We start from the raw sequence: 248 nt of genomic DNA on the forward strand, positions 1-248 counted from the left end.
GGTTTTATTTTACCATACCAAGAAGAGGGTTACCTATTTCCTATATCTTTCATTTACACAAAATTTTTTATGGTCTCAATCAATCTAATCATTTTTGGATTAGTAGAAAGTGTGTCTATTAACATTGTTAACCGCTGTCCTAGTAACATATATGTTATCTGTGCCTTTAGCGTCTTTTCATTCATTCCTCTCATCTTTATCCTCTGCTTCAGCCTTTCTATATACCATTCTATTTCCCATCTTTTGCT

At 32.7% G+C, this 248-nt stretch carries 1 pseudogene; it reads right to left on the bottom strand.

From position 1 onward, the window contains the following. Window positions 1-53: 53 nt before the first annotated feature. Window positions 54-248, bottom strand: a pseudogene (locus EO083_RS09825) (transposase); the annotation flags it as partial.

Origin of the sequence: Thermosipho globiformans, from assembly GCF_003990895.1 — a bacterium.
GTDB classification, from domain to species: domain Bacteria; phylum Thermotogota; class Thermotogae; order Thermotogales; family Fervidobacteriaceae; genus Thermosipho; species Thermosipho japonicus.